Raw genomic sequence first — 17,644 nt, 5'->3', positions numbered from 1 at the left:
AATGTTATATGAAATTATTAAAAATTGCAGGTATTCTGACAATCGTGCTTCTTCTCTTCTCCTGTGTTACCACATCGGGTTCTTCAACCCGGCGACCGGGTTGGATGGACGATAAGCACAGTCTTTATCCGGAAAAAGATTATATGGTTGAAATCGGTCAGGGCGCCTCTCTGAAGGATGCAAAGCGCAATGCCGCGGCTTCTCTGGCCCAGATTTTCAAAACCAGCATTAAGGTCGAAACTACAGTACAGACCCGTTACAAGGAATTCTCCTCAGGCGGTTCGGTCCAGACTTCTGAAGAAACCAATTTTGATGAAAACATCACACAGTTGGCGGATCAGGAGCTGATAAATGTCAATTTCGGTGAATCCTGGACCAATGAACTGGGCCAGGTCCATGTCATCGCTTATATAGACAGACAGGAAACGGCACAGATTTATCGGGGAAGGATTATGGAAAATGATCAGACAGTGCGCTCCTTTCTTTCCCGATCCGGCGAGCAGAGTTCGCTGCTGCGAAAATATGCTTATCTCGATGCCGCCTATGTTGTCGCTCAGGCGAATAGGGGCCTCAGAGAGCAACTGGAAATTATCAATATGATGATGAGCCGTACCGTTATGATGTCCTATGATCTGGATGATATCCGCAACAGCAGAAGGGAACTGGCTCAATCCATGACCTTCCGGGTCTTTGTGGAAAATGACGTAACGGGTAACGTCAGTGCTGTTATTGCCGATGAACTCACTTCTCTGGGATTTGTCATCGATCCGGCAGGCCTCTTATCGGTAAGCGGCTCTGTTTCTCTGGAAACGGTTAAGCTCGATAACAAGTATGAAAATATGAAGTATTATCTGAATATTGATATTGCAGATGAGCAGGGTCTTCCGGTTGTTTCTCTGGAAGAAAATGATCGAGTTTCTGCTATGTCCCTGTCCGATGTAGAGAACAGAGCGTATCTGGAAATCGAAAAAGTAGTGAAGAAAGAGCTGGTTGGAAAGCTGATCGATTATTTTGACAGTTTTGTTCAATAATTTTTAGAGAATTAAAAAAAAGCAGCCTTAACCGCTTCCGGTTTCTGGCTGCTTTTTTTTGCTAACTGCATTTTCTTATTTCGGAGGAATGATCAGCTTCTGTCCAGGATAAATAAGATCCGGATTTTCGATAATCAGGCTGTTTCTTCTCCAGATTTTCGTCCAGAGGAAGGGATCTCCGAGGTTCTCTTTCATAGCCGAAATGGCCCAGAGAGTGTCTCTCTTTTTGACAATGTACTCATTGGCAATCGCATTGGCCGAGTAGGCTTCCGAATAAGCTTTTGACTGTTTGAAGTATTCATCGGCTATATCGTATTTGCCTTCGGCTCTGGCTTTCACTCCCTGTTTCCACAATTCTATGGCCTGCTCCAGAAGAGTCATCTGCTGTTCGTCACCGAGAACAGTTGTCTTCCCGTCGATAATCATGGCGTTTTCATCACTCTGCTGTGCATCGGGATCAAAATCTTTAAGGGAGGATCCTTCTTCTTCATAGTTATCGGCTTTCGTGTCTTCAGCGGGATTTTCTTCGATAAACTCATTACCTTCCCAGGGGGAGGCTTCGCGGATTGTTCCGTCATTTTCCATAACGCGGTTTCTCGATGCTTTTTCAAGCTCTTCGAGAGCGGACATCATCAATTCGTCAGTCTGGCTCAGTCTTTTGCGTCTCTCGCTAAGGCGAATAGCTGTAAATGCCCAGTATTTCGCTTCCTTAAGAGCTTTCTCACTGTCTGACAGTTTGTAGTTATTGAAGTAGGAAATACCATCGGAGTAGTAGTAATTGGCTTTTTCCAGTTCTTCAGGAGCCCAGAGAAAAGCTTCCTTTTCCTCTGCGTCACTCATGTAAGCATTGGTATCGCGGTCGAGAATTTTGATCCAACGGATATTATTATCAATCGTATCATAGAGGTTCTGCATGGCTCGCAGAGTCGAGCCATACTGTCTGTCAGCCCGGGCATAATCTTCTTCATCGAGATAGGTAATCAGCAGATCCGCCCGGTCTTTGACAATTTTATAGTCTTCCGGAGCGTACTTTTCCGCTTCTATTTCAATCAGCTGTTTTTCCAGAAGTCTCAGTTTCGTCACTTTTTCCGAAACCTGACTGTCAATGGATAGGCGGTAGGCTTCATCAGCCTTTGAAGCGGCCTGGGCCAGAAGTTCTCTTGAGCGGTCCGGATCTGTCTCTGCAAGAGATTTCGCTTCTTCAAGCTTTTCGTTGGCTTCGAGGAACAGATCCGCAGCGTACGTGCGGGCACCTGCCTGGTCGGCTCTTTCAACAGCTTCTTCGACAGCCTTTATCTCTTCCGGATTGACTGACTCAACAGTTTCAACCGGTTCTTCGGGAGGAGGAGTTTCTTCCGGCTCCTCTACCACTGGTTCAGGCTCTTCTATAACGGTTTCCTCAACCGGTTCCTCCGGTGGAGTTTCAGGATCGGATGCACATCCGGTAATCATGAGAAGCAATAAAATAAGGGTCACATATATCAAGGTCTTTTTCATTTTGCCCTCCGTTGGAAGTCTATCATGTTCAATTTCCCTCGTCAAATATAGTGAAAAATTAAAAGAATGTCACTTCTCCGCTCTCGGCAGCTTCTTCTGCCTCTACTGCAGTTCCGGCGAGATCGGAAGCTGTTTTCTTATGGGTGAAAATAGTGAATTTATTAATAATATTTGCCAGTCTTTCGTTCTGAATCGTCCAGTTTTCAATATCGGTATTTCCCCCGAGTAAAGCGTAACCTTCGTTTGCATTATTTCTAATAGTGTTCAAGAGAGTTTCCATATGGGAAATCCCCTCTTCAAGCTCTTTCAGCTTTTTCCGGTTTCTTTCAGTTTCTCCGTATAGAGTGAAAAAGCGCGGCGTGAACAATCGGAAAGACCGGAGGTTTTCAATCAGAGTATCGGTAATTTCGCTTAACTGAGCCTGGTTATCAGCTGTTCTGGATGTCAGATTTTTTAATTCGGGCATCTCTTTGCGGATAACAAGAGAATACTCTCCAATCGTTTTTTCTGTGGTCTTCAGAAAATGCTTAATCGTATCGAGAGCCCGTGAAATGTCGTTATCGATACCCTCTGTCAGATCCGTCATATTGGAGACAGTTCCTTTCATATCGCCCAGGGCGGCCTGTTTGGCAACTTCAATTTTCGAGGCGACGATGATGTTGTGAAAGCGGGTTATAATCGGCTCGAAGGAGAGGAATTGCCTTTGAAGTATCAGAAGGTCGCGAATGAGCTTAATTCCCTCTTCAGAAATATCCTGACTCATTTTAATTGATTGATTCACGTCATGAATCATTTCTTCTATTCTTCCGGCTGATTCTTCTCTCAGTGCTGTAATGCTTCTGCCCTCCCGGCCTGAAGCGTCAAGGCTGGAATTGACAAAAGATGCTCTGCGCTCCTCAAGTGAGTCCAGAAGAGATTTTACCAGAGCCGATTGCTCTTCGAATACGGTTTGACTGCCCTTAAGTTCTTTCTTGACGTCTTCAAGTACGGAAAAGCACAAATCAGGCAGAATCTTTCTGAATGCCAGCTCGTCGAGCTTTTCCTCTTCTGACCAGCTGCTTTCAATTGCTTTGAACTGATCAAGAGAAATATATATGTGGTCGATTGACTGCCTGATAATATCCTGAAGCTGAACTTCTTCCATAATGCGCATAAGAGGGGGCTGTATATCTTTCGAACTGCGGGAAAGTGATTGCATTATTTCGCTGGAATCCTTCAGGGCCATGCTTGATGTTGTAAACGCCTGCTCTAGGTGGCTGTCCAGCCTGGAATTGAGACTCTTCTGTTTTTCTCCGGCTTCGGAGATTTTTTTTCGATAGAGTTCAAAACTGTTGAGTTGCGTGGTTCCGTTATCAGTAAGCTGATCGGTAAGACGAATTGTCTGTGCCGATAGTTTTTTCAATTCATCAGTAATAAACGAGAAAGCTTTACCGGCTGTTCCCGATTTCAGGGCCACAGTCATGGCATTAAGCGAAATAAGCTCCATTTCAATGGATATTTCTTTTATATTGGCTATAACTCCGGAAAGAACACCCATTTCGGATATTCCTCTTTCGATAATTTCAAAGAGCTCTCCGTCTCTTTTGTATATGGCGAATAAGGAGTCTTTGAACTGGATTGTTATCTGGGAGGCTTCATCAATGATCGCATCGATTGATCCGGCTGAGCTAAACCGGCCAGCGCTGTTAACAGACTCGGAAGATTCGCTTATGCTCCGGTTCAGTTCCTGGAGCAGCTGAGGATAATCTCTTCCGAGGTTGAGGTATATTTCTTCGGTTTTTTCAACAAGTTCATTTAACCGTTTTATCAGTTTTTCTTTAATTTGCTGTATGTCGTCTTTCATTCTGAGCTCAGTTGAATTCTAACGTAATATCGGGGGGAAATCAATGTTCTTTGAATTTCCTCCAGGAGAGAAAGGGTAAAAAAAAAGCCGGTATGGAAACCGGCTTTTCTTTATTCCATCGAACTTATGCAAAAAGAATAGATGTTTCTGTTTCAAGATCGAAGAAATGGATTTTATCGAGATTGGGTGTGAAGTTTACTTCGTCGCCAACTTTAAAGATGTTATCGGGAGATGTTCTGGCGATAACTGAGTGATCTTTAGTGTTAACGAAGAGGTGTGTTTCAGCACCAAGAGGCTCGATGACTTCTACTGTTGCGTTCAGGTTCATTCCCGCCGCAGGTTTTGTAGTAAACTCGAGATCCTCGGGTCTGATTCCCATAAGAACTTCTTTTCCAGCGTAAGATTTCATTTTTTCGGCTACGTCACCGGTGATCGTCACTTCAAACCCGGCTTCTTTAGCCATAAGCTTTCCGCCTTCTTCAACGATTTTTGCAACGGTAATGTTCATGGGAGGAGATCCGATGAAACCGGCAACAAATCTGTTGACAGGCTCGTTATAGAGTTTGAGGGGAGAACCTATCTGCTGGATAACTCCGCCTTTCATAACAACGATTTTGTCACCCATGGTCATAGCTTCAACCTGGTCGTGGGTTACATAGATCATTGTCGCGCTGAGTCTTGTATGAAGAGAGGAAATTTCCGCTCTCATCTGAACTCTCAGTTTGGCATCGAGGTTGGAAAGGGGCTCATCGAAAAGGAATACTTTAGGTTTACGCACAATGGCACGACCTACGGCAACCCTCTGTCTCTGTCCACCGGAAAGGGCTTTCGGCTTTCTTTCCAGAAGCTCTTCGATGTCGAGGATGTGAGCTGCTTCCTGTACACGGCTCTCAATCTGGTCTTTGGGATACTTTCTGATCTTGAGACCGAAGGCCATGTTGTCGTATACAGACATGTGAGGATAGAGTGCATAGTTCTGAAAAACCATTGCTATATCTCTGTCCTTGGGAGCCTCTTCGTTCATTCTCTTGCCGTCAATTCTGAGTTCACCATCAGTGATGTCCTCAAGACCGGCAACCATTCTCAATGTTGTTGATTTTCCACATCCGGAAGGCCCGACCAGTACTACGAATTCCTGATCGTTGATATGGATGTTAACTTTGTCGACAGCTTTTACATTACCGTCGTATACCTTGGATACATTTTCCAGAATCACTTCTGCCACGGTATACCTCCATATTATTTATCTTATAGTTCAAGATCATATAATGAAATGCCGCCGTTGTCAAATATTTAAACAGATTGGTATATCGGTCAGCTAGAAGGGTATTCTCAGTTTTCTCCATTTATCAAAAGCGACATCAAGGGTTTCCGCACTGCCTTTCCGTTCGTCTCTGAGCCAGCGGGTAATCAGCTCATTCTGTACCTTTTTGTATTCGACCGGCTTTTCGGGTTCTGAGTGAAGATAGGAGGAAAAGGGAATTTTCCCTTCCAGAACGGGGTAGTATGCAGTTATTATTCCGCGGTTGACATCATCAAAAGAGGAAAGACCTCCCAGAAACCCGAAACTTCCCGTACCGTTCCTTATGGCCGAAGAAATAATCAATTCCTGATTTCCCTTTTCCAGAAGCCAGTTCATAAAAAGCGCTGACTGCTCAAGAGAGCGGTTTTTTTTATTAATGCCTCCGTATACAACAACACCGGGATGCATCTTTTCCCCGTATGATACATAAGAAAAATCGAGGATGCGGATCATGGAATCTGAAAGAGCCATATAGTCTCCCAGATTATAGGCGGAGAAGAGAATCCTCCCCTCCTTCAGAAGTTTGATCCTGTTATCATACAAATACTTGCTGTTGAAGGCGTCCATCGATTCCAGGCCTCCGTTCCGGATCTGCCAGTCGCCGAGAAAATCCGTAGAACTTTCCAGTGCTTCTCTGTTCCACTCCAGCAGATTTTCCTTTCCCTCCCGGAAAGATGTTCCATTCAAATCCAGGAATGCCAGAAGGAAATTCTCGTCCCAGTATGGCGAATATCCCCGCTTCTTTTCTTCATTGAACTGGATCCCAAGGTCGAGGATCTCATTTATATTCAGAAATATGGAATTCCCCTCAATCCGCTTGCTGTTTTTTCTGTAAACTATGGTCAGGGGAGAGTAGGACAGAGGGACTAGCGGGTACTCTTCGCCCCTCTCTGTACCGGAAATTAACGGCGTCGTGAGCAAATCGGCAAAACCCGTACCGGATTTAAGTGCTTCATTCAGATCTATCAGCTCGTTTTTAACAGTGCTGTTTGAGAGATCTTCCCCGATTATAATGTCCGGCTTTGTCTCTTCTTTAAAAAAGGAGGAAACGAGATCTTCTTTATACTGGAATATAACTCTGTATTCCGATCCGTTCATATTATACAGTTCAACAGCGTCAGCTAATTCCGGCTTATCGCTCCAGAGAATGATGGAGCTGCTGTTGCCGCAGGAAAAAAAGAGTAGAGATATCAGTATCGCGAAGAGCATCGGCCTTTTCATAGAGATACTGTATGCAGGAGATAATGATCTGTCAATCCCGCTTGCACAGGTTCACTTATAGGGGAGATAATGAAACAGTGAAACCGGAAGAACCTTTTTTGAATTACAGCCGCTATCTGCGGGAGAAATACGGACAGACTGCCTACAGGGTCTCGATAGACGGAGGATTCTCCTGCCCCAACAGGGGAAAGAACCGGACTCTGCCGGGATGCTCCTACTGCAGCAGTTTCGGATCCCGTTCCGCCTATATCGGCGAGACTGAGCAGGGGGTCGGCGAACAGATAGAGCGGAACCTCAAGGTACTGAAATCCCGTTACGATGCAAAGGTTTTTATGCTCTATTTTCAGGCCTATTCCAGTACCTGGGCTCCTGTCGAAGAATTGAGAAAGCTCTATGATGAAAGCCTGGCTCTCGGAGATTTCAGAGAACTGATAGTTTCTACCCGTCCCGATTGTCTCAGCGATGCCGTATGCCGTCTTCTGGCTTCATATAAAAGGGCGGATTTTGATGTCTGGGTTGAACTGGGATTGCAGTCGGCCCATGACGCAACACTGAAGCGGATCAACAGAGGCCACGACCGCGATCAGTTTGAGAAGGCTTTTTACCGCCTGAGGAGCCATGGATTGAAAATCGCTGTTCATCTGATTTTCGGACTTCCCGGCGAGGACAGAAGTATGATGATGGATTCGGTCCGCTATGTCGCGTCGCTAAAGCCGGAAGGGGTTAAATTCCATAATCTCCATATACCGTCAGACACGCCTATGTTCCAGGAGCTCGAGGCCGGAGAAATGGCTATCCCCTCAAGCGCCGGTCATGTCCGGTACCTGGCCGATGCCGTGGAGAGGATACCTCCGGAGACTGTGGTCATGCGGCTGACGACCGATACTCCTCATCAGCGTCATGTTGTTCCCGGTGCTATGCTCGACAAGACCATTATATACAACAGGCTTCGTGAAGAATTACTCAGGAGAGGAACAAAACAGGGTGTTTTTTTTTAGAACTATAAGATATACTGATCTTCAAAAAATCACTGGAGTCGGAAATTGCCCGTAAAAGATATGCAGACAATCTCTGTAATAGAGAGATTGGCTGAGCATTTTAAAAGCAGTATTAACAACAGTTACGTTCGTACCGCTCTCATTTCTATGGATTTGCCTCCCAACACAAGAATGGCTATGCAGCCTCTTACGGAGAAGGTGGACACTTTTAAACTGCACGGGTATCGGTTCGATGAACTGTATTCGGGAATCCTGGCTCTGGCTACTTACATTTATAAAGTCCGCAAGGAAGTCTATCCCTATTTGCGCGGCTCCCTCAGCGGAAAGGCTCCCGGAGATGAGAAGATTCTGCAGATGCTGGCAGTCGATAATCTTAAAACCAATATGAGCGTGCTGGCCGATGACGTCAGCGATCTGTATATGAGAGTCGTCCAGCTGGACAAGGAATCCCATAAGGTAAAGGCTCCTGTTTATGAGAGGATGCCTGAGCTTCAGTCTCTGGGACAGCTGCTGACATCGGACTGATGAAAAGGTTCATCTATTCCACTATTACCGCTGTTGTTATTTTTCTGATTGTTTTCCTGTCGGTCACATCTCTCCCTGCTGGTCCTTCTTTTTCCCATCTGGATAAGCTGGAGCATGCATTCGCCTATTTCGTTCTGGCCTTATCAATGCATTTGACTTTAAAGCAGTGGGGCGTCGGCTCAAAGAGCTTTGCAGCTGTGCTTCTTTTCTCTATTGCGCTCGGCGGCGGGCTTGAAATCCTTCAGTCTCAAATCGGCCGGATGATGGATTTGGCCGACTTCACCGCTGATTTTATCGGAGCTGTTTCCGGTTTGCTCATTGGCCGGCTTTTTTCTTCAGCCTCTTTAAAGACCAGATGGCAGCGTAAGCGATAACCGGATGCCCTGTATAGGATTCAACTATGGGAATGCGTCCGGCTGCTTCCTGAGAATCCCTGCAGAAGGATGCTGAAATAAGAGCGTTTCTCTTCAGGTTTTCCGCAGTAATCCATGACATTCCCAGCGCTGTTCCTTTCAGATTCTCCTTGAGCGTGCTGTCATCGACGGCCAGAACTGATTCAAAGGATAAGGGTCCGTTTACATCGCCGGTTATGCCGTCAGGTTCGGGCGATTCCACAGATTTGTTGAAAGGGCAGCAGTCCTGGCATATAGTGCATCCGTAGAGGCGGTTCCCCCACTTCTCCATAATCCATTCGGGAATGACCCGGCTGTCAGTCGTCAGCGACTGGAGGCATTTATCCCTATTGATTTCACCGCTTCTTTCTATCGCTCCTGTCGGGCATGCCTTCATGCAGCGGCGGCAGCTGCCGCACAGAGCTCCGGCAATCGATCCGTTTTCCAGAGGGGTATCCTCTTCCAGATGAAAAGGTAGGATCATGCCGGCCAGGATTATCCGCGAACCCCATTCCTTCGTTATTATCAGACTGTTTCTTCCGATAAAACCCAACCCGGCGAGTGAGGCAAAGCGCTTCTCCTCAAGTGTTGAGTTGCAGAACAAGCGAATATCCTTTTTGGTCAGTCCGGTTTGCTCTCTCAATAACAGTGATATCTTTTTCAATCTGTTTACGGCTTCCCTGTAGTGATTCGCTGCGGCAAAAGGGGCAATTCTGAGTCCAGATCCGGATTTCTCCCGTGGAATTCTAACGGGAAAGGCCGCTATTATCACGGTTCCTTCCCCGTCAGTATTTTTCAGAAAACGGGGGGCGGTAAATCCTTCAATCCTGAAATATTCGATTATGTTCTTTTTGTAATTCATTTTCAGCCCGTTTATAGTTTTAATTGACTGCTTATCAAGTTTTATACTACATTTATTCTATGAGTAATGACAATCTTTCTCTACAGAATGATGACAGCGACGCGGCGGGTTTTTTTCAAAAGATCATTAACATTCTTTTCGGCAACAACGACCCTGACCGGGAAAAGAAAAGATTGCTCAAAGATATCCGCAAGGAACTGAAAAAACACAGTAAATATTTTAAGCTCAGGGGCGATTCTGTTCAGCCCTCTCTGGCGAAAATGTTCCATGAAATCTATCAGGTCGTCGGACCGGCTCAGGTGTTTCTGGAAAATATAAATAAATCGGGAGTCCTGAAAAAGGCTTTCATCGTCAATTTCATGAACGAGAAACAGCTGGAACTTCTGGATAACCTCAGCGAAGAATCCTTGCGTATAAGAGGGGAGTCTATCGAAATTAAAGAACTCGTCCCCATGGTGAAAGAGGAACTTGTTCAGCTTTTCTCCCTTTTTGATATGAATCTAGTCAAAAACATCAATATACTCTATACGAATCTCCTGTTCTTTCAGGATTTCATAAATTACGATTATTTCTTTCTTCTGAAGAAATTCGACTCCGGTATGCCGGAAAGGGAATTCCAGTACATTCCCAAGTTTGATGAAATAAGCGGAGAGTATATTCTCGAGGACCTGAAGGATTTCAATGTCCTTCTTCCTCTGATTGACGATTCTGTTGATTGGGAAACCATATTCAAAATCCTCAAAACCTACCGGAATATAGATATTATCAGCCTGCCGGGCTGGAAAAAAGTACTTCAGAGGAAAAAAGATTTCCAGAAATCCGGTTTTCTCGATCTGCTGATAAAGCACCTCGATGAAGATCCTTATTATTCGGTTAAAATATCGAAATCCCAGCAGGAGATTGTCGAACCCTATCTCAATGAGATCCGCAAGAAAGCTGAAGAGACGATGAAGGGGATCATGAATGAAAAGAAAGCCCGCAAAATCGATTCCTTACTCATGGCCGTTTTCAACCGGACCGATATATTCCGGACCAAATACTATACGGAGAAAGCCAATCTGACTTTTCAGAAAAAAGTTATGGGCGGTTTTATATACGTAGAGCCGATTAACTGTCTGAAAGCTTATTTTCTCGATTATTTTAAAACCCATACAAGAAAAGTTGTCGATCTTCTGCTGATCCAGGGGAAATGGACGACAAATCTTCTCTCCCAGCAGTTTTCCGAAACTTTCCATGAGCTGATGGCTCTATCCGACGAACTGCTCGCCTTTGATGAATCTATCAGCGATGATGGACCTTACGGCAGCAGAATTAAAAAATCCATACGGACCGCGGATCGCGATTCTCTTGCCATGAACGCCCTTGTCACGACCCTCGAAGATGTGAACAATCAGGCCCGGGATATTCTGAACCGTTCCGCCAACGGCCTGATCAATATTGGAAAGAATCTGAAGAACGCCCTTAGCGATTACAAAAGGAACACGGGCGAAGTGGTCGTTAACTGGAAGGAGCTTGAAGCCCACGCCGATTTCAGTATCGAGCAGGAAATTTCAAAACACTACAAGCAGATTTACTATCTCGTTCAGCTACTCCAGGGATATGTCAAGAATGTCGATGGCCAGTAGGGCTCCCAATTGTTTGCAGTGTGAACATTATTACGTTACCTGGGACCTGTCTTTTCCCCGTGGATGCAAGATGTTCGGTATAAAGTCTGTTCAGTTTCCATCGGTGGAAGTTAAAAAAAATACCGGAAGGGACTGCCCCTCTTTTGTAAAATCGAAAAGAATTCGGGACTGATCCGGTACCTCTCTGTTTTCTCCGGCGGCTGTTTTGTGTTAGTATCGCCTGAAACTGAATTGAAAGATTGAAAAAGGAATATATATGGGTTTGAATTGCGGTATAGTCGGGCTTCCCAATGTTGGTAAGTCGACTATCTTTTCGGCATTAACTTCCGCTCCCGCCGAAGCGGCAAATTATCCTTTCTGTACAATAGATCCCAATGTGGGAATTGTTAATGTACCGGATAAGAGGCTGGATAAAATCGTGGAGCTCGTGCCAACGAAGAAAATCGTTCCCGCTATTGTTGAGTTTGTCGATATAGCCGGTCTCGTTAAAGGCGCTTCGAAAGGCGAGGGGCTGGGGAACAAATTTCTGGCCAATATCCGCGAAGTGGGCATGATTGTCCATGTGGTCCGCTGTTTTGAGAATGACGACATCATTCATGTTAATAATAAAATCGATCCGGCCGGAGATATTGAAACAATCAATATCGAGCTGGCATTTGCCGATCTGGCCACAGTGGAAAACAGAATCCAGAAAAACGAGCGGTTTACCAGAAGCGGCGATAAGGATGTCAGGAAGAAAGCCCTTGCCATGGCTCCGCTTCTTGAAAGATTGAAAGAGCATCTGGAAAACGGCGAATCCGTTCGCTCCATGGGACTGACTGACGATGAACTTAGCCTCATATACGATCTTCATCTCATTACACAGAAGAAGCAGATTTTTGTCTGTAACGTCGATGAAGAGGGTCTTGACGGCGAATCGGATTATGTCAGAGCCGTAAAAGAGATCGCTGAAAAGGAACAGACCCAGGCCATCGTCCTCTGCGGCCGCCTGGAAGCCGATATCGCATCGCTCGATGATGATGAAGAGAGAGCCGTTTTTCTCCAAGAGGCCGGTCTGGAAGAGTCAGGTCTTTCGAAATTGATAAGCACGGCTTATACTGAACTGGGGCTCCGTACTTTTTTCACGGTCGGTGAGACGGAAGACCGCGCCTGGACCTTCCATGAAGGTTTCAAGGCTCCTCAGGCCGCCGGAGTGATCCACTCAGACTTTGAAAGAGGCTTTATCAAAGCTGAAGTTTTTCACTGTGACGATCTCTTTCAGGAAGGAACGGAGCAGAAGATCAAGGCTGCCGGTAAACTCCGAATCGAAGGAAAGGAATATGTTGTGCAGGACGGCGATGTTATGCACTTCAAATTCAACGTTTAGGAACGGTTATGCAGTTCAGACCTTACGGCGCGACAGGCAGGATGGTTTCGGTTCTCGGAATATCCACAACGGCTTTTTACGATGAAAAAGAACTGTCCAAATACAGCGCCTCCATTTACCATGCTTTTGACAAAGGGGTGAATTACTTTGATTCATCTCCCTTTGCCTTCGGCGGAACAGGAGAGCGTGCATTGGCGCAGGCTATTGTGGAAATGAGAAAAACGGGACATCCCTTTAATCTCGCCTCCCGGACAATGGCCGTTAACGGCGATGATCTGCTTCGCGATCTTGACGGGTCTCTCCGCAGACTCGATGTGGATACGATTGACTTTTATCAGCTCTGGAGAATCTTTTCCGAAGAGCAGCTGACTGCCGGAGGCGACGCTTCTCTCCTATCGGGAATCAGAAAGGCGATCGATCAGGGATTGATACGCCATGCTGTGATCTCAACCAATATGGGGAAGCAGGAAATAGCCGGTCTGGGAGAGAACCTCCCTTTCGAGGGCATCACTCTGGGGCATTCGGGAATCAGGCTTCTTTTTAACAAGGACATGGTGCAGTCTTTTACGGGCTATAACATGGGGCTGGCCGTTCTCAATCCCTTCGGAACGGATTTTTTTGAATCCCGGCAGGAGCTTTTTGATTTTATCCTCACGTCGGAAAACCAGACTTTTCTGGAAGCTTCCATTCATTTTTTCATGTCCAATGACTATATCAGCACAATAGTCACGAAGCTTTCCACGCCCTATCAGATAGATCAGGCCATATCAGCTGTGGATCATTTTGAACACTATAGCCGTGAGGAGATCAATTCCAACTGGAAGAGAATGAGAGAAGAGCTTCTCACGTTCCGGGAAAAAGGGAAGAGCCTGTCTCCGACAAATATCCGGGAGTCTTCGATTCTCACAGATGCTGTCGATTTTCTTCTCGGACCGAAAAAAGCAGATCAATAAAAAAACCGGAGGTTTGACTCCGGTTTTTTTTCATTAGAACGGCGCATTCGGTGTCGGAGGCCCCATTAGCATATTGGATCCCGATGTTACGTCGAGCAGGCCTTCCGTGTTGTAATCGGAATTGGTTATTCTCTTGCCCATCTCAAGGTAAATTCTGAAATAGAAAAGCGATTTCGTCAGTCTTCTACGCGTTTCCCTGTAGTTGTCGAAATAATGATTCAAAAGGGTTTTTCTCTGTCTGCTTATATTCTGACCGTATCCCTCATTATAGGCTTTCCCCAATTCTTCCAGTACATAAAATGTATGCTGAAAAATAGGAAGAACAGAGCGCAGTTCCATAATTTCTCTTGAAACAGACTGTTTGCTGAGAACCGCTTCCGACATGGAGGGGCGGTTCCCATTCATGATATATCCGGCCCATTTCTGAAAAATATCATCTTTGCTTTCGAGGTTGCGCCAGCTTCTGTCGAAGCGATTGTAATAGTTGTTGTAAAGTTCGGTGTAGTGATTGAGGGAGACAGAGAGATTGGACCGGAGAATATCGATTCTCTCTTTCTGCCAGTTGACCCTGTAGGATTCAACCTGGTCCACCGCTACGGCCACTTCCCTGTACTGCCCGTTATCAGTTGTCTGGCAAACTGTTCCGGGAGTGGAAAACCATTCTTCTCCTGCATCATTTTTACAGGAAACCCGTCCCTCTGTGGTCGTTACCAGAGTGGAGCCGTCAACCGTTGAAGTGACCATGAATTCTGTACCGCGGACACCCATAACGCTGTTGTTGACCTGAATGTCCAGTTCGCTGTCGTTATAGAGTTTCTGCACTTTCATCCCCATGCTTCCGGCCAGGAGCTGGAAACTGGTCTTAGTCGAACCGCTTACTTTCTTCGTATCGTAGTAAAACGTCGTATCCGGCTGGATCTTAAGGGTAACCCCGGGAGAAACCGGTGTGGAAACTTCTATTTCCACATAACCGTCGCTTCCTGTTTCAATCAGGTCGTAGTTTTCAATTTCCGTACCCATATCGACGTCAGCCCAATCGAGATAGTCTCCGTTCCGGCTTATGTCAACCGATCCCTCCAGATAGAGTATGACAGCTCTCTGGTTCATATCCTGAGAGAAAATACCGGCAGCCAGAAGGAGGAGTAATAGCAAGGTTATAAATATTCTTTTCATAATAATACCATTATATCCCTGAAAAATGATTATACAAGAACTCAATCCGGTTTTGGAGCTACAGCCAGCGAATAAAAGAAACTGTTGTCCGCTTCGCGCCAGCGGCTGATAACAATCATCCCCTCAATATAGACATCGGACAAGTTTACCGTCTGGGAAGATGTCGTAGACTCATTATAGCTTTCACCGGTGCGCTCAATATTGGCGATCCCCGAATAGATTGATGTCTCTATAAAAGCCGCGATTTCCGCCATGGCAAGATTATCCGCCTGATAGAAAGATTCGAAGACTGATCTCCGCCTGCCGCTGACTCCCACACCAAAAATATACTGGCCGCTTTCAGGGGGAGAGTTTATCCATGAAGGTCTGACACCGGGTATCAGCTCTGTTTGAGGCAAGTTTTCCGGAGTGTCTCCCTTCAGGGAAACAAGAGCCGCATAGGCATCGGGGTCGCGGGTTTCACCAATAACGGTCATATCCTCTATGTATGACAGAGCCATGTCCCGGTCGTAAAGTACATCGACTTTCTGATCCTGCACGGTTCCGATGACATTCTGATCCATAATCTTGGCGAATCTGACGCGGGCTCCATTGTATATGGACATCTGCCGACCCGCGTTGGCGAGGGCATATCTCGTCTCGTCTTCCGGTAACTGGAATCTCGGCGCCAATGCGGCTATGCGGAATTCCCCCTCCAGAGGGGATGTGTCATAGGATAAATCTTTAAGAGACGGTGTCGAATCTTCATGATGACCCATATCTTCATCAGAAATCTCTACCGCAGTAACGGGCGGCCGGGTTAAACATCCTGACTGACTCAGAATGAGAAAAATGATCAGCAAAGGCAGGAAATCCTTTTTCATGTTTATGCTCCGAAAAAAAACAGGTATGGAGTAGCCATACCTGTTGTATTACAAAATGAAAAAACCCGATTACATTTCTTCGTTAACTGTAGAGACGAGGGGTTTGTCTTCCAGTGATGCTTCCAGTCTCCTGGCAGCTTCATCGGCTTTGAACTCGGCGAAAGCCGCTGTTTCGTTTCTTTCGAAGAGGTTGCCCACTTCTGTTACAAGCTGGCGTATGGGATAGGTAACCATGGCGTACCAGGTTCCATCCATTGCGGCATAGACTTCAACTGTCTTGGCGTTCTGAAGATCGATATTGGCAATCTGTTTGGAAATGGATTCAACAAACTGGATAGCCTGTGTCTCATCACCCGATCCCGCTTCCTGGAAGTAGTCTGTCATCATGGCTTCCACCCGCGTATCCATCTGGAAAGCGATATCAGTTCTGGCTCTCATAACGGCTGTCTGCCGGGAAACATTGTCACTGGACATTTTCGCCATTCCCAGACCGACGATCTGATCTTCATACATGGGAGGATTGAGGAAGAATTGAGGAAGATCTCTTCTTTCCGGTGGCTCCTCGACCTGTGCGACAGGTGCTGAAGAAGCGCATGAAGCAATCACCATTAAAATTGTAAGAATTGAAAGTGCAATTCCTGTTCTTTTCATTTTCAGTCTCCTTAATGAGTTTTTAACTCTGCTACCTTGTATATTTTAATGCTGCCGGTAACAGGATTCAAACTTTATAACAAGTTTTTAATAACTAACTGTCAAAATATATGGCAAAAAAATATCAAAAACAATATTTTTTCTTTTTTCCTGCGCTGCAGGGGAAGAAGGGACATTTATTTGGCGATGGATAATCTGGTCCGGCCCTGTTTTATCGCCAGGAGAATGGCTTCAGCCGTTTTATCGGGGCTTTCCAGATAGAAAAACCTTTTGCCCATATCCTCGGGGTAGTGGGCATCTGAGTCGCAGATAAGCGGCAGGTTTCCCACCCCTTCGGGCGGAGGCCAGTTTGTGATTTCGAGGGCATCATAGGGGTCGGGGGGAATAAATCCCAACTGGCTGGTCAGGCTGAAAGCAGCGCGGTCAATATGGGCGGGAATGAACAGGCCGCCTTCTCTGTGTACCAGTTCCAGAAGACGGTCGCTGGAAAAGCTTACAGCTCCTCCTGTCAGATATTTCTCCAGTTCTCCAAGAATATTATCATTTTCATCGACATAAACCTGATCTCCGAATTTTTCCGGATTATTAGGCAGAGAAACCAGGTTTTCATAGAGCATCTGCCCGAAACTGACAGCCCTTTCCGCTGTGGGGAAAAGGCAAAGCGAATGAAATTCTTCGGAACTGGTCGCTTCAATGGCGAAGAGAGGCGTCAGAGCCGTTCCCCGGCATAACTTTTCAATGGCCGGACTGTTGAGCGCCGTGTTGTGGTCAGCCACGGCGATAACATCAAGACCCTTTTCCAGGGCGGTCTTCACTATTTCCGAAGGGGACATTTCCAGAGATCCGCAGGGACTGAGACAGGAATGGATATGGAGGTCGCATTTCAGGATCATTCCCCGTCGAGCAGTCCTTTTATTTTCCAGGACGCTTCATATTGATTGTCATCAGTTCTGTAAATGGAGATGTTTTCACCGGCGGCGGCTTCGATCATATCGTCCGGCGCCGTCCGGCCGTTGCAGAGAATAATGGCCCTTATTTCCGCAAGGGTGGCTACAGCAATGGTATTCTTGTGGGCCTGTATAGTTATCAGTACAGAATCAGCCGGTGCATTGCCCATGACATCGCTTAAAAGATCAGAAGTATACGCATTGGAAAAAAAATCATTTTTGCTATTTTCAACAATCGTCTCATAACCTAAAATTTGATTAATGCTCTTCAGCTTCACTTCATTTCTCCTCATCCCGGGCATCAAATAATACCACCGGGAGGAAAAAATGTAAACAATTGATAAACTTTTATATAATTGCAGGATTTATTCTTGAAAAATTTATCGAATCAACT

At 45.8% G+C, this 17,644-nt stretch carries 17 protein-coding genes; 7 read left to right on the top strand and 10 right to left on the bottom strand.

The features are described from left to right. Positions 1 to 8 precede the first annotated feature (8 nt). A complete protein-coding gene (locus tag HNR50_RS13775) occupies positions 9 to 1,031 on the top strand; it encodes an LPP20 family lipoprotein (RefSeq protein WP_184747351.1) in 1,023 nt (340 codons plus the stop codon). A gap of 75 nt (positions 1,032 to 1,106) precedes the next feature. Here HNR50_RS13775 and HNR50_RS13770 read toward each other — a convergent pair whose 3' ends face one another. The 4 genes from HNR50_RS13770 to HNR50_RS13755 form a co-directional block, all read right to left on the bottom strand. After that, on the bottom strand, positions 1,107 to 2,528 hold the full coding sequence (locus HNR50_RS13770; RefSeq protein WP_184747350.1) for a LysM peptidoglycan-binding domain-containing protein: 1,422 nt from the start codon (positions 2,526 to 2,528) through the stop codon (positions 1,107 to 1,109). 58 nt (positions 2,529 to 2,586) lie between these two features. Further along, entirely contained in the window at positions 2,587 to 4,371 is a 1,785-nt protein-coding gene (locus tag HNR50_RS13765) for a methyl-accepting chemotaxis domain-containing protein (RefSeq protein WP_184747349.1), read from the bottom strand. A 124-nt stretch (positions 4,372 to 4,495) separates the two neighbouring features. Beyond that, complete coding sequence (locus HNR50_RS13760) at positions 4,496 to 5,596, bottom strand: sn-glycerol-3-phosphate ABC transporter ATP-binding protein UgpC (RefSeq protein ID WP_184747348.1); 1,101 nt, start codon at positions 5,594 to 5,596, stop codon at positions 4,496 to 4,498. Positions 5,597 to 5,689: 93 nt separating this feature from the next. Further along, positions 5,690 to 6,895: a hypothetical protein gene (locus HNR50_RS13755; protein ID WP_184747347.1), complete on the bottom strand. Its 1,206-nt coding sequence runs from the start codon at positions 6,893 to 6,895 to the stop codon at positions 5,690 to 5,692. A 77-nt stretch (positions 6,896 to 6,972) separates the two neighbouring features. Between HNR50_RS13755 and mnmL the strand changes: the two genes are divergently transcribed. From mnmL to HNR50_RS13740, 3 genes are read left to right on the top strand one after another with little or no spacing between them, the layout of a single operon-like run. Next, positions 6,973 to 7,893, top strand: a complete 921-nt coding sequence (gene mnmL, locus HNR50_RS13750) for a tRNA modification radical SAM protein MnmL/YtqA (protein WP_343060190.1) — start codon at positions 6,973 to 6,975, stop codon at positions 7,891 to 7,893. Positions 7,894 to 7,938: 45 nt separating this feature from the next. Next, on the top strand, positions 7,939 to 8,418 hold the full coding sequence (locus HNR50_RS13745) for a hypothetical protein (protein WP_184747345.1): 480 nt from the start codon (positions 7,939 to 7,941) through the stop codon (positions 8,416 to 8,418). Further along, positions 8,418 to 8,792 carry a VanZ family protein gene (locus HNR50_RS13740; RefSeq protein WP_184747344.1) on the top strand — a complete coding sequence of 125 codons (375 nt, stop codon included), beginning with the start codon at positions 8,418 to 8,420 and terminating at the stop codon, positions 8,790 to 8,792. Before HNR50_RS13745 ends, HNR50_RS13740 begins: the two co-directional genes overlap by 1 nt. Here the strand turns inward: HNR50_RS13740 and HNR50_RS13735 are convergent. Continuing rightward, positions 8,734 to 9,672: an epoxyqueuosine reductase gene (locus HNR50_RS13735; RefSeq protein WP_184747343.1), complete on the bottom strand. Its 939-nt coding sequence runs from the start codon at positions 9,670 to 9,672 to the stop codon at positions 8,734 to 8,736. The genes HNR50_RS13740 and HNR50_RS13735 overlap by 59 nt on opposite strands. A 59-nt stretch (positions 9,673 to 9,731) precedes the next feature. Here HNR50_RS13735 and HNR50_RS13730 point away from each other — a divergent pair, with 59 nt between their 5' ends. From HNR50_RS13730 to HNR50_RS13720, 3 genes are all read left to right on the top strand, one after another. Further along, a complete protein-coding gene (locus HNR50_RS13730; protein ID WP_184747342.1) occupies positions 9,732 to 11,297 on the top strand; it encodes a DUF5312 family protein in 1,566 nt (521 codons plus the stop codon). Positions 11,298 to 11,553: 256 nt separating this feature from the next. Beyond that, a complete protein-coding gene (gene ychF / locus HNR50_RS13725) occupies positions 11,554 to 12,663 on the top strand; it encodes a redox-regulated ATPase YchF (RefSeq protein WP_184747341.1) in 1,110 nt (369 codons plus the stop codon). 8 nt (positions 12,664 to 12,671) lie between these two features. Beyond that, positions 12,672 to 13,616: an aldo/keto reductase gene (locus HNR50_RS13720; RefSeq protein ID WP_184747340.1), complete on the top strand. Its 945-nt coding sequence runs from the start codon at positions 12,672 to 12,674 to the stop codon at positions 13,614 to 13,616. 33 nt (positions 13,617 to 13,649) lie between these two features. Here the strand turns inward: HNR50_RS13720 and HNR50_RS13715 are convergent, their stop codons facing one another. The 5 genes from HNR50_RS13715 to HNR50_RS13695 form a co-directional block, all read right to left on the bottom strand. Beyond that, positions 13,650 to 14,789, bottom strand: coding sequence for a FecR family protein (locus HNR50_RS13715; RefSeq protein ID WP_184747339.1), 1,140 nt, complete (start codon positions 14,787 to 14,789; stop codon positions 13,650 to 13,652). A gap of 41 nt (positions 14,790 to 14,830) precedes the next feature. Then, a complete protein-coding gene (locus tag HNR50_RS13710; protein WP_184747338.1) occupies positions 14,831 to 15,652 on the bottom strand; it encodes an LPP20 family lipoprotein in 822 nt (273 codons plus the stop codon). A gap of 69 nt (positions 15,653 to 15,721) precedes the next feature. Beyond that, positions 15,722 to 16,303 carry a hypothetical protein gene (locus HNR50_RS13705; RefSeq protein WP_184747337.1) on the bottom strand — a complete coding sequence of 194 codons (582 nt, stop codon included), beginning with the start codon at positions 16,301 to 16,303 and terminating at the stop codon, positions 15,722 to 15,724. Between the two features lie 176 nt (positions 16,304 to 16,479). Continuing rightward, entirely contained in the window at positions 16,480 to 17,196 is a 717-nt protein-coding gene (locus HNR50_RS13700) for a PHP domain-containing protein (RefSeq protein WP_184747336.1), read from the bottom strand. Next, positions 17,193 to 17,528: an iron-sulfur binding hydrogenase gene (locus tag HNR50_RS13695; protein ID WP_425506745.1), complete on the bottom strand. Its 336-nt coding sequence runs from the start codon at positions 17,526 to 17,528 to the stop codon at positions 17,193 to 17,195. Before HNR50_RS13695 ends, HNR50_RS13700 begins: the two co-directional genes overlap by 4 nt. Positions 17,529 to 17,644: the final 116 nt, after the last annotated feature.

The sequence above is a fragment of the Spirochaeta isovalerica genome (assembly GCF_014207565.1).
GTDB lineage: Bacteria > Spirochaetota > Spirochaetia > DSM-2461 > DSM-2461 > Spirochaeta_F > Spirochaeta_F isovalerica.
The sequence above is the reverse complement of the archived record's forward strand: the minus strand, read 5'-3'. Positions and strand labels throughout refer to the sequence as shown.

Excerpts from the sequence above, each read along its gene's own strand:
- HNR50_RS13775 (WP_184747351.1), top strand. The coding sequence starts at position 9 with ATGAAATTATTAAAAATTGCAGGTATTCTGACAATCGTGCTTCTTCTC.
- HNR50_RS13770 (WP_184747350.1), bottom strand. The coding sequence starts at position 2,528 with ATGAAAAAGACCTTGATATATGTGACCCTTATTTTATTGCTTCTCATG.
- HNR50_RS13765 (WP_184747349.1), bottom strand. The coding sequence starts at position 4,371 with ATGAAAGACGACATACAGCAAATTAAAGAAAAACTGATAAAACGGTTA.
- HNR50_RS13755 (WP_184747347.1), bottom strand. The coding sequence starts at position 6,895 with ATGAAAAGGCCGATGCTCTTCGCGATACTGATATCTCTACTCTTTTTT.
- HNR50_RS13740 (WP_184747344.1), top strand. The coding sequence starts at position 8,418 with ATGAAAAGGTTCATCTATTCCACTATTACCGCTGTTGTTATTTTTCTG.
- HNR50_RS13735 (WP_184747343.1), bottom strand. The coding sequence starts at position 9,672 with ATGAATTACAAAAAGAACATAATCGAATATTTCAGGATTGAAGGATTT.
- HNR50_RS13730 (WP_184747342.1), top strand. The coding sequence starts at position 9,732 with ATGAGTAATGACAATCTTTCTCTACAGAATGATGACAGCGACGCGGCG.
- ychF (WP_184747341.1), top strand. The coding sequence starts at position 11,554 with ATGGGTTTGAATTGCGGTATAGTCGGGCTTCCCAATGTTGGTAAGTCG.
- HNR50_RS13720 (WP_184747340.1), top strand. The coding sequence starts at position 12,672 with ATGCAGTTCAGACCTTACGGCGCGACAGGCAGGATGGTTTCGGTTCTC.
- HNR50_RS13715 (WP_184747339.1), bottom strand. The coding sequence starts at position 14,789 with ATGAAAAGAATATTTATAACCTTGCTATTACTCCTCCTTCTGGCTGCC.
- HNR50_RS13710 (WP_184747338.1), bottom strand. The coding sequence starts at position 15,652 with ATGAAAAAGGATTTCCTGCCTTTGCTGATCATTTTTCTCATTCTGAGT.
- HNR50_RS13705 (WP_184747337.1), bottom strand. The coding sequence starts at position 16,303 with ATGAAAAGAACAGGAATTGCACTTTCAATTCTTACAATTTTAATGGTG.
- HNR50_RS13700 (WP_184747336.1), bottom strand. The coding sequence starts at position 17,196 with ATGATCCTGAAATGCGACCTCCATATCCATTCCTGTCTCAGTCCCTGC.